This window comes from Undibacterium sp. RTI2.2, from assembly GCF_035018705.1.
Classification (GTDB): Bacteria; Pseudomonadota; Gammaproteobacteria; order Burkholderiales; family Burkholderiaceae_D; genus Undibacterium.
Map to the genome: position 1 here is coordinate 1 of NZ_JASJXN010000072.1, position 8,537 is coordinate 8,537.

Annotated in this window: 6 protein-coding genes and 4 pseudogenes; 7 read left to right on the forward strand and 3 right to left on the reverse strand. The window is 45.9% G+C overall.

Annotated features, from left to right (window positions below; translation table 11 throughout):
- Nucleotides 1-69: 69 nt before the first annotated feature.
- Nucleotides 70-342 (reverse strand): annotated as a pseudogene (locus QN395_RS20495) (IS6 family transposase); the annotation flags it as partial.
- Nucleotides 343-616: 274 nt separating this feature from the next.
- Here QN395_RS20495 and QN395_RS20500 point away from each other — a divergent pair.
- From QN395_RS20500 to QN395_RS20510, 3 genes and pseudogenes are all read left to right on the forward strand, one after another.
- On the forward strand, nt 617-1,066 hold the full coding sequence (locus tag QN395_RS20500) for a hypothetical protein (RefSeq protein WP_323492904.1): 450 nt from the start codon (nt 617-619) through the stop codon (nt 1,064-1,066).
- Nucleotides 1,063-1,365 (forward strand): hypothetical protein, encoded by a 303-nt coding sequence (locus tag QN395_RS20505; protein ID WP_323492905.1) that lies wholly within the window; start codon nt 1,063-1,065, stop codon nt 1,363-1,365. Before QN395_RS20500 ends, QN395_RS20505 begins: the two co-directional genes overlap by 4 nt.
- Before the next feature lie 283 nt (nt 1,366-1,648).
- Nucleotides 1,649-2,017: pseudogene (locus QN395_RS20510) on the forward strand (DDE-type integrase/transposase/recombinase); the annotation flags it as partial.
- Between the two features lie 202 nt (nt 2,018-2,219).
- Here the strand turns inward: QN395_RS20510 and QN395_RS20515 are convergent.
- Nucleotides 2,220-3,887, reverse strand: a complete 1,668-nt coding sequence (locus tag QN395_RS20515; RefSeq protein WP_323492906.1) for a PAS domain S-box protein — start codon at nt 3,885-3,887, stop codon at nt 2,220-2,222.
- Between the two features lie 610 nt (nt 3,888-4,497).
- Nucleotides 4,498-5,007, reverse strand: a pseudogene (locus QN395_RS20520) (IS6 family transposase); the annotation flags it as partial.
- Between the two features lie 3 nt (nt 5,008-5,010).
- Here QN395_RS20520 and QN395_RS20525 point away from each other — a divergent pair.
- From QN395_RS20525 to QN395_RS20540, 4 genes and pseudogenes are all read left to right on the forward strand, one after another.
- Nucleotides 5,011-5,205, forward strand: a pseudogene (locus QN395_RS20525) (IS6 family transposase); the annotation flags it as partial.
- Between the two features lie 373 nt (nt 5,206-5,578).
- Nucleotides 5,579-6,007, forward strand: a complete 429-nt coding sequence (locus QN395_RS20530; RefSeq protein ID WP_323492907.1) for a response regulator — start codon at nt 5,579-5,581, stop codon at nt 6,005-6,007.
- Nucleotides 6,004-6,924, forward strand: coding sequence for a diguanylate cyclase (locus QN395_RS20535; protein ID WP_323492908.1), 921 nt, complete (start codon nt 6,004-6,006; stop codon nt 6,922-6,924). The genes QN395_RS20530 and QN395_RS20535 overlap by 4 nt, the downstream gene beginning before the upstream one ends.
- A gap of 77 nt (nt 6,925-7,001) precedes the next feature.
- Nucleotides 7,002-8,420: a sensor histidine kinase gene (locus QN395_RS20540; protein WP_323492909.1), complete on the forward strand. Its 1,419-nt coding sequence runs from the start codon at nt 7,002-7,004 to the stop codon at nt 8,418-8,420.
- The last annotated feature ends 117 nt before the right edge of the window (nt 8,421-8,537 follow it).

Below are 8,537 nucleotides of genomic sequence, written 5' to 3' on the forward strand. Positions count from 1 at the left end.
TTGCTCTCCAAAATGATCCAGTCTGGACAGTGCATGAAATTATTTGCTGTTCATAGATGGTAGCGTTGGACGCTTACGATATTTCCAAACACCTTTGACCTTAATATAGGTTTCATCCATACGCCAGCTTGTGCCAACTTGTCGCTTATGTTGGCGAAATACTTTCTCCAACATGGGCAGGAACCGGATCGACCACCGGTTGATGGATGAATGATCGACAAAGACACCTCGCTCTTCCATCATTTCCTCAATATGCCGATAGCTCAACGGGTACGCTGCATACCAACGGATACAAACTAAAATCACTTCTAATGGAAAGCGCAGTCGCTTCGTCGTTAGCATCTTTACCCCCGCATTTTGAAAACGCAAAACTCTACACTAATGCTATGGTCGCTTACGTTAATGCGACAAAACCCTATTACAACGTCCGGCAATATCGCGATCGACGAAAATTGGGTAAAACGATTCTCGAAGGCTACGAAAATTGGCTTTTCCATGCGACATTTGTTAGTTTTGCACTCAATCAGCCGCATGTTTATTAAGATAAAGGCTTGCAATTATTAAGTACTTGCGCGTAAAGTGACAGTTTGGATGATTGCGAAAGACGGAGGAAGCTATGCATGCTGAAACGATAGACCATACGACCTTAACTAAACTGGCGGAAGCCGGTGCCGTACATAGTGCGCATGTGGTCGGACAAGAAGGTGGTTGGGGCATCCTCATCAAATATGGCAGGACCGAGCGTGCCTTGGCCGCTCAGCGCAGCCATCAGATCCGTATATTCCGCAAACTTGAAACCCTGGTCAATTATCTGAAAGATGTTGGCATCGCCCATTTTGACGTAGATGCTGCCAAGTATGAAACTTGCAGCCTGCCGTCCAGAACAAGGCCGGATCAGTCTGCAAAATTGAAGAATGCGCACAAGGCGGCTGAATATGACGAATTTTTCCGCCAGCGAGTGCAAAGTGCGATGGATGACACCCGCCCCCAGTTATCGACCGCAGATGCAAGACAGCGCATAGACGCCGCCCGCGCTATGCTGACTAGGGGCGAGGCGAAATCTTGAGGGTTGTTTGGAACCAGCAGGCGATTGACGATCGGATCGAGATCATGGCGCGGCGATCGGATTACGTCAGTATCGAGTCGGCCTTCCAGCATGACGACCAGATTGAGGCCAAAGGGGAAGCGCTGACTGGCATTGTGACATATAAGCGAGGGCGAATTAAGGGAACACGCGAGTATGTATTTTCGGATCAATACATCATGGTCTACGGAATCAATGCAGATGTAATTGAGATATTGAGCGTTGTTCCCACTGCGATAAATTGGACAAACAGTTCAAAGAAGATTAAGACGCTGCTATAAACTCTCGCCGCCAATTTGAATGTCAAATCGCCAAGGCAGCTCAACAGGAAATGACGACTGACTTGAGCAGTTATCTTGACGGGATAAAGCAATCGGTGTTAAACAGCGCAGAGAATTTTCCACTTCAATTGAAATTCAGCGTCCAGGAAATTATCGCCGATCCAATGGCCGTAAGGGCTTCTGTGAAGCTTTTTGTAAACGCCCCGCGCTGACAACTAGAAAATTTACGACGCTGTTTGACAAACATGTTACTCATTAGTGCAGGAATCCTTACGGTACCTCTGATAAGGCGGCAGCTGAACGGTTCTTTTGTAAGGCAATTGAGGCCAGCGGACATCCTGAAAAAGTTGCCATGGATAAAAGCGGCGCGTCCAAAGCAGCAATCGATGAAATGAACATTGACAGAGAAGTAGTCATGGTGGTTCGCCGGGTGAAATACCTCAACAATATTGTAGAGCAAGACCATCGCGCAGTGAAAAGAGTAACCCGTCCAATGCTCGGATTCAAATCCTTTCGATCAGCCAAAAATGTTTTAGCTGGAATCGAACTAATGCATATTATACGCAAAGGTCAGCTGATGATGGAAGGCTGCGGTGATGTAAATTTCGGCGACCAGTTTTATGCGTTGGCAAGACAATTCCGTCCAACATGACGGCAGATACAACTGCCCGCTAGAAATTCCACTTGATTTCGCTAACGCGACAAAACCAGTATTTTCGGCGCGTTCTATTTTCGAGCTAAATCATTTCCGGAAAAAGATAGCGGCAAAACATAACAAAACGTGTTTTAGCATAATTAGTCACACCTAAAATAATCTACTTCCTACTTGTCTAAGAGGGTTATTTTAAGTGCAACTAATTATGAAGCATTTCAGAGATTTCACTGGCAGACTCAGCAGAACGATGGGCAAGTTTCCTGACTTCTGACGCTACGACTGCAAACCCTCGGCCGCCATCTCCTGCACGGGCGGCCTCAATTGCGGCATTTAAGGATAGTAAATTAGTCTGCATGGCTAAATCATTAATAGTTGCTACGACTGTGCGTATACGATCCATGGTATTTCGCTGATTAGTAATATCGCTAGCGTACATAGTCAATTTCGAGAGAATGTTCTCCACGTCAAATATGGGATTGAAGGTACATTGAAGCCAAACCAAACTGCCATCGGCACTAGGCACCTTTATCTCACGTTCTAAACCCTCCCCTTGCTGCAATTTGGCGAGGTATTCTCCAACCATCACATTTCTAAAAATGGTACTTAGTACCTCACTCGCAGCGCTTAGATTATCGTACCCAAGTATTCCTAATAATATTGGACTGACATCGACAGGTTCGCCTTTAGGTGACCAATCTGAAGTAGCAGTTGATGAACGAATCGCCATCAGACGTGTTGCGTCTTCTTGTGCCTTCATTTTTGTCTCAGTAATGTTAGCTTGTACCGACACAATTTTACTTAAATTACCGTTCTTGTCAAAGATCGGGTTAATAGATAAGGATATCCAATATGGAACACCATTTTTTGTGTAATTTAAAATCTGCTCATAAAAAGCTTCTTTCGCTTGCAATTTAGCGCGGATGCGTCCAATAGTCACTGGATCGGTGTGCGGGCCTTGCAATAATTTACCGGGCTTTTTACCTAGTATTTCCTCGGGTTGATAGCCTGTTAGTTTGGTAAATCCTAAGTTCACATATTCACACCAGCCATCAGGGCCTGTAATCACAACTGAATTATCAGTCCCATTTGCGACGAGGGATAATAATTCAAAGGTCTTGCGTTGCTCTACCTCGCGAGTAATGTCAGTAGCAAATTTCACTACTTTGAACGGCTTACCTGATAGATCTAAAATCGGGTTATAGCTTGCTTGTATCCAGACATCTCGACCAGTTTTATGTACGCGTTTGAATTCAGCCACTTGATATTGACCTGCTCGCAAATTATCCCAAAACCGCTTATACGGTGTGCTTTTACTTTCGGTTTTATCGACAAAGATCCGGTGGTGCTTCCCTTGTACTTCGTCAAGCCTGTATCCCAAAGCGTTTAAGAACTTATCATTGGCATGTAAGATATTTCCATCCATGTCAAATTCTATGACAGCTTGCGAATTGCCGATGGCGTTGATCTGCCCTTCATAATTTGAGTCTCGCAGTTTTCGTTCAGTCGTGTTCTGAGCAATCTTTACTACTCTGAAAGGCTTGCCAAAACGATCCAATACCGGGTTATAACTTGCTTGCATCCATACGGTTTTGCCACTCTTGGTGAGGCGTTTAAATTCCGCGCTCTGAGACTTCCCCTGTTTTAGCAAAGACCAAAAATATTCATACTCACGACTATTGGCATATGCTGGGTCGATAAACATGCTGTGATGCTTACCTTTGATTTCAGCAAGTGTGTACTCCATCAGGTTTAAGAACTGTTGATTGGCGCTAATGATGTTACCAGATACGTCAAACTCAATAGAGGCTTGAGATTGCAGCAAGGCATTGAGTTTGCGAGCAGATTTTGACAAAAATAAGTTAAGCATATTGATTTAACCTTTAAATGACGGATTTGGACTATGTCTTCAAACTAGATTTGCCAGTGCTACATTAGTCGCTTTTCGTTTTTACGACCAACCGATACCTATCGCAATGCTTACTCACATACACAATCTTAGAGTTTTGCGAAATTATTCTGTTGTTCCCAATTTAAAAAATTGCTTTGCTAATTGGAAGGTAAGTCGTATTTATTTATCAAATAGCTGGCGATGATAAATAACATGGACGTTAAATTATTTTTTTGACGGGCTAGCGACATAAACATTGGTTAACATGATTTGTGGGTTTGATGAGCCGCATCATTTAAATTTCTTCGCATTAATATCTCATATTTATTTCTGATGGCTTGACATTTGACACACTTTAACATTTACTCAAACGCAAAACGACCCGCTTTAAGTTGATACCGCGAGTCAGTTATTGTAAAAATAAATCATGTCGTTCAACCGCGCTATGGCTCCTTCAAACAAACGTTGTTTTTATAATTGCGGTTGATTGCTCCCAAAAGCGTTCGGCAAACTGGGCGCACGGAGTAAATTGGGTTTTGTCGCGTTAGCGAAATCAAGTGGAATTTCTAGCTCGCAGTTGTATCTGTCGTCACGCTGGACGGATTTCTCCTGCCAATGCATAAAATTGCTCGGCAAATGACATGGGCTCGCTGCCATCCAACATCAGTTGTCCTTTGCGAATCATGTGCATGAGTTCAATGCCAGTTAAGACATTTTTGGCAGCATAAAATGACTTAACTCCGAGCATCGGCTTGGTGATTCGTTTGACCGCACGGTGGTCTTGTTCAACCCTATTGTTGAGGTACTTTACCTGTCGAACGATGACGGAAATCGCCTTGTCTTCGATGATCTGATCGATCGCCGATTTATTGGCTCCGCTCTTATCCATTGCTACTTTCTCAGGATTGCCGTTGTCATGGATGGCTTTCTCGAAGAAGCGCATGGCTGCTGCCTTATCACGCTTTGCGGTCAACAGAAAATCGATTGTTTCTCCCTCTTTGTAGACGGCACGATACAGGTATTTCCAGACACCTTTGACTTTAATATACGTCTCATCCATCCGCCAACTGCCACCCACTTGGCGCTTATGTTTGCGAAATAACAAGACCAGCGTGCAGTCAAACGAATCACCAAGCCGATGCTCGGAGTTAAGTCATTTTATGCTGCCAAAAATGTCTTAGCTAGCATTGAACTCATGCACATGATTCGCAAAGGACAACTGATGTTGAATGGCAGCGAGTCCATGCCATTTGCCGAGCAATTTTATGCATTGGCAGTAGAAATCCGTCCAGCGTAAGTGTGAAAATAAAGTTGTGTGCAAACTCACCATTTAAAAGTCAACGCGACAGAACCCCTTCCCCTTCAACTTTTAAGTGCACCAAAGCCACAAAGCCGCAAAGTTCGCTTGACACGATGACGCCAGATGAGTACTACTACTGGTACAACAAGAGGCTATGTAGATATTTGACCGGATTACCCACCGCGCAGTAAGTTCTTGCTCTGCAAATGGAGCAGCGAGCGGCGCCATGGATGACCTTGCATCGGCAAGGCACCTCTTGTAAAGCTGAAAATTCCGCCAAATCAAATGGGAGACAACTCTCTTAGCAAGATGAGTTATGCAGACGATCCATAGGATCTTTAGTGCACTACGTTAACATAAGGACATACTCATGACAGGTATCAATATTTTGCTGGTCGAGGATGACGAGGTAGACGTGATGTCCGTAAAGCGGGCTTTTCGCGAGCTTAAAATAGCAAATCCTATGACCGAGGCCAAGGATGGCATCGAAGCATTGGAAATCCTTCGCGGCGTTAACGGCTGCGTCCCAATTCCGCACCCCTTAATTATTTTGCTCGATCTCAACATGCCGCGCATGGGCGGGTTGGAGTTTCTCGACGAACTGCGGAAGGATCCGGACCTACATCGCTGCGTAGTTTTTATCATGACCACCTCCGCCGACGAGCGAGATCGGGTGCGCGCCTATGACAAAAACGTCGCAGGTTATTTGCTCAAGCACGACCCGGGTCGCAGTTTCATGGACGCGATTGCCATGCTGCAGCATTACTGGCGCGTTGTCGAATTACCATACATGAAATGAAAAAACAACATATTTTGATCGTTGACGACGATGAAGTGGATCGCAAAAGAGTACTCCGGTCATTGACGCAAGCAGCGGGAAGCACGCACGTTGTGCAAGCTTCCAATGCAGTTGCAGCAAGGCGTCTTATATCCGAACAAATCTTCGATTGCATTTTGCTAGATTATCAATTGCCCGGCACCAATGGTTTCGAACTGCTGGTGGAATTACGCGAATCGCTTGGCATAAAAACGCCGGTGGTGATGTTAACCGGCGAGGGCAATGAAATGGTTGCGGTCGAGGCCATGAAACGCGGAGCCTCCGATTACTTACCCAAATCACTATTAGCGCCTGACACCCTGATGCGTGTCATAATACAAGCAGTTGAAAGAACCCGACTCGAACGCGAGTTGGTCGAAGTACGGGCCCAAATCGAACAGCAGGCGCTTTATGACAGTCTCACCGGCTTGGGGAACCGTCGGTTATTCATGCGTGATCTGGGCCGTGCTCTCGCGAGTGCGCAGCGCACCAATCTGCCCTTGTGCTTGTTCATGATGGACCTCGACAGATTCAAAGGCGCCAATGACCGGCATGGACACGAAGCAGGTGACGCCATTTTAGCGGAAGTCGGCTGTCGCTTGTCCGCTATCGGCCGTGCTAATGACCTTTTTTATCGACCAGGTGGCGACGAGTTTGCCGCTTTGATCGATGCTGTTGACATCAAGACAGCATTGTTGATTGCTAATCGAATCCGGCATGCTATTTCTGAACCGATTACTTGGCGTGATAAACAACTGTCTATTGGAATAAGTATCGGCATTGTTCCTTATTCGAGTGGTGCGGAGGCACTCGATGCTCTGATTCGAAACGCCGATGTTGCCATGTACCAAGCCAAGGCGTCGGGTTTAGGTATTGCGTCCCATATGGATTTACTTTAGTGCGATTCCCTCTGATAAATCAACGTACCGTAACAGGTGGCGTCTGGCAGCTATTCCTCGTTGCCTTGATAATCCTTATGAGCTTTCTCGGTATACTGTATTGGAACCTAGAAAAAGTAGCTGAACTCGCTAGCAGTGCCAAACATACAGCAATTATCGAGAGGGAGCTACGCGGACTCAATGAGGATATGCTCAATGCTGAAACCGGCCAACGAGGATATCTACTAACGATCGATGATAACTATCTGAAGCCATATCGAGTGGGAATTAATAACATCAGCGAGAGGCTACGACGCCTTCACGTGCTTCTTGAAAATAGTGAAACGCATAGTAATCTTGAACGAATGGAGCCCCTGATTCACGCGAAACTTGTGGAATTAGCCAAAACGATTGCGCTTTCCAAGCAGGGTCAACATCAGGATGCATTGACTTTGGTACGTGGAAACAGCGGTAAGCAGTTCATGGATGAATTTCGTCAAATCAGTGACGAGACAATCAACCTCGAGTTGCGTCTATTTAATAGCGTGCAGATTCGCTTTTTAGATGAATTTCAGAAAATATTTATCGTTGTTATCTTAACCGGCGTCGCGTCGATTGTTCTGTTGTTTGTTACCGCTAGGAGAATGGTACAGCGTCTTGGGCAGCCGGTTGCCGAGCTAGTCAAAGGAATCGAAGCCATGGCACAGGGTGATCTCGGCCTTCGGGTGAGAGTCGCCACCGATGATGAAATTGGTCGTATTTGTAATGCCTTCAACTATATGAGTGATCATCTTTCAACCTCACTCAAAGCACGAACTGCAGTGCAAAAGGAGCTTGAACGGAGTAACGCTGACCTGGATAGTTTTGCGTACGTCGCTTCGCACGACCTCAAGGCTCCGCTGCGCGGTATTCGCAATTTAGTGGAATGGATCGCTCAAGACATTCAAAGCACTGCGACAGAGGACTCGCTCGACAACCTGCGGCTGCTGAGAACCAGAGTGGAAAGACTGGATAGCCTTTTGGAAAGTCTACTCACATACTCGCGCGTTGGCCGCAAGATCGAAGACGTTGAAAACGTTGACACCGGCAAACTTGTTAAGGATATTAACGATTATTTAGCGCTACCAGAAGGTTTTAACATCATATGCAGCGGCCGGATGCCTTGCTTGTTCACCCCTAAGGCACCGTTTGAACTGGTTATCCGCAACCTAATCAATAACGCGATCAAGCACCACGATCTTGCGGAGGGCCAGGTGGTGATTTCAGCCATGGAGCAGGATGAGTGTATCGAGTTCCGTATCGAGGACAATGGACCTGGTATCGCCACCGAGTTCCACGCGCGAATCTTTAAAATGTTTCAAACGCTCAAGCCACGCGATCAGATTGAAGGCAGCGGCATGGGACTTGCTATCGTCAAGAAAGCGGTCGAAGGTTTTGGAGGTAGCATCCGCGTCGAAAGCAACCCACCTAACCGCGGATCCATTTTCATATTTACCTGGCCGCGAACTGTGGTGTGAGGCTATGGGTTTTGTGGTTTTGTCGCATTAACTTTTAAGTTATGAGCTTCTTGCAAAATACCCAAACCAGTAAAGTCGAGCATGGGTGTGGCCACTGTTGCGATTGGTTTTCTTGTT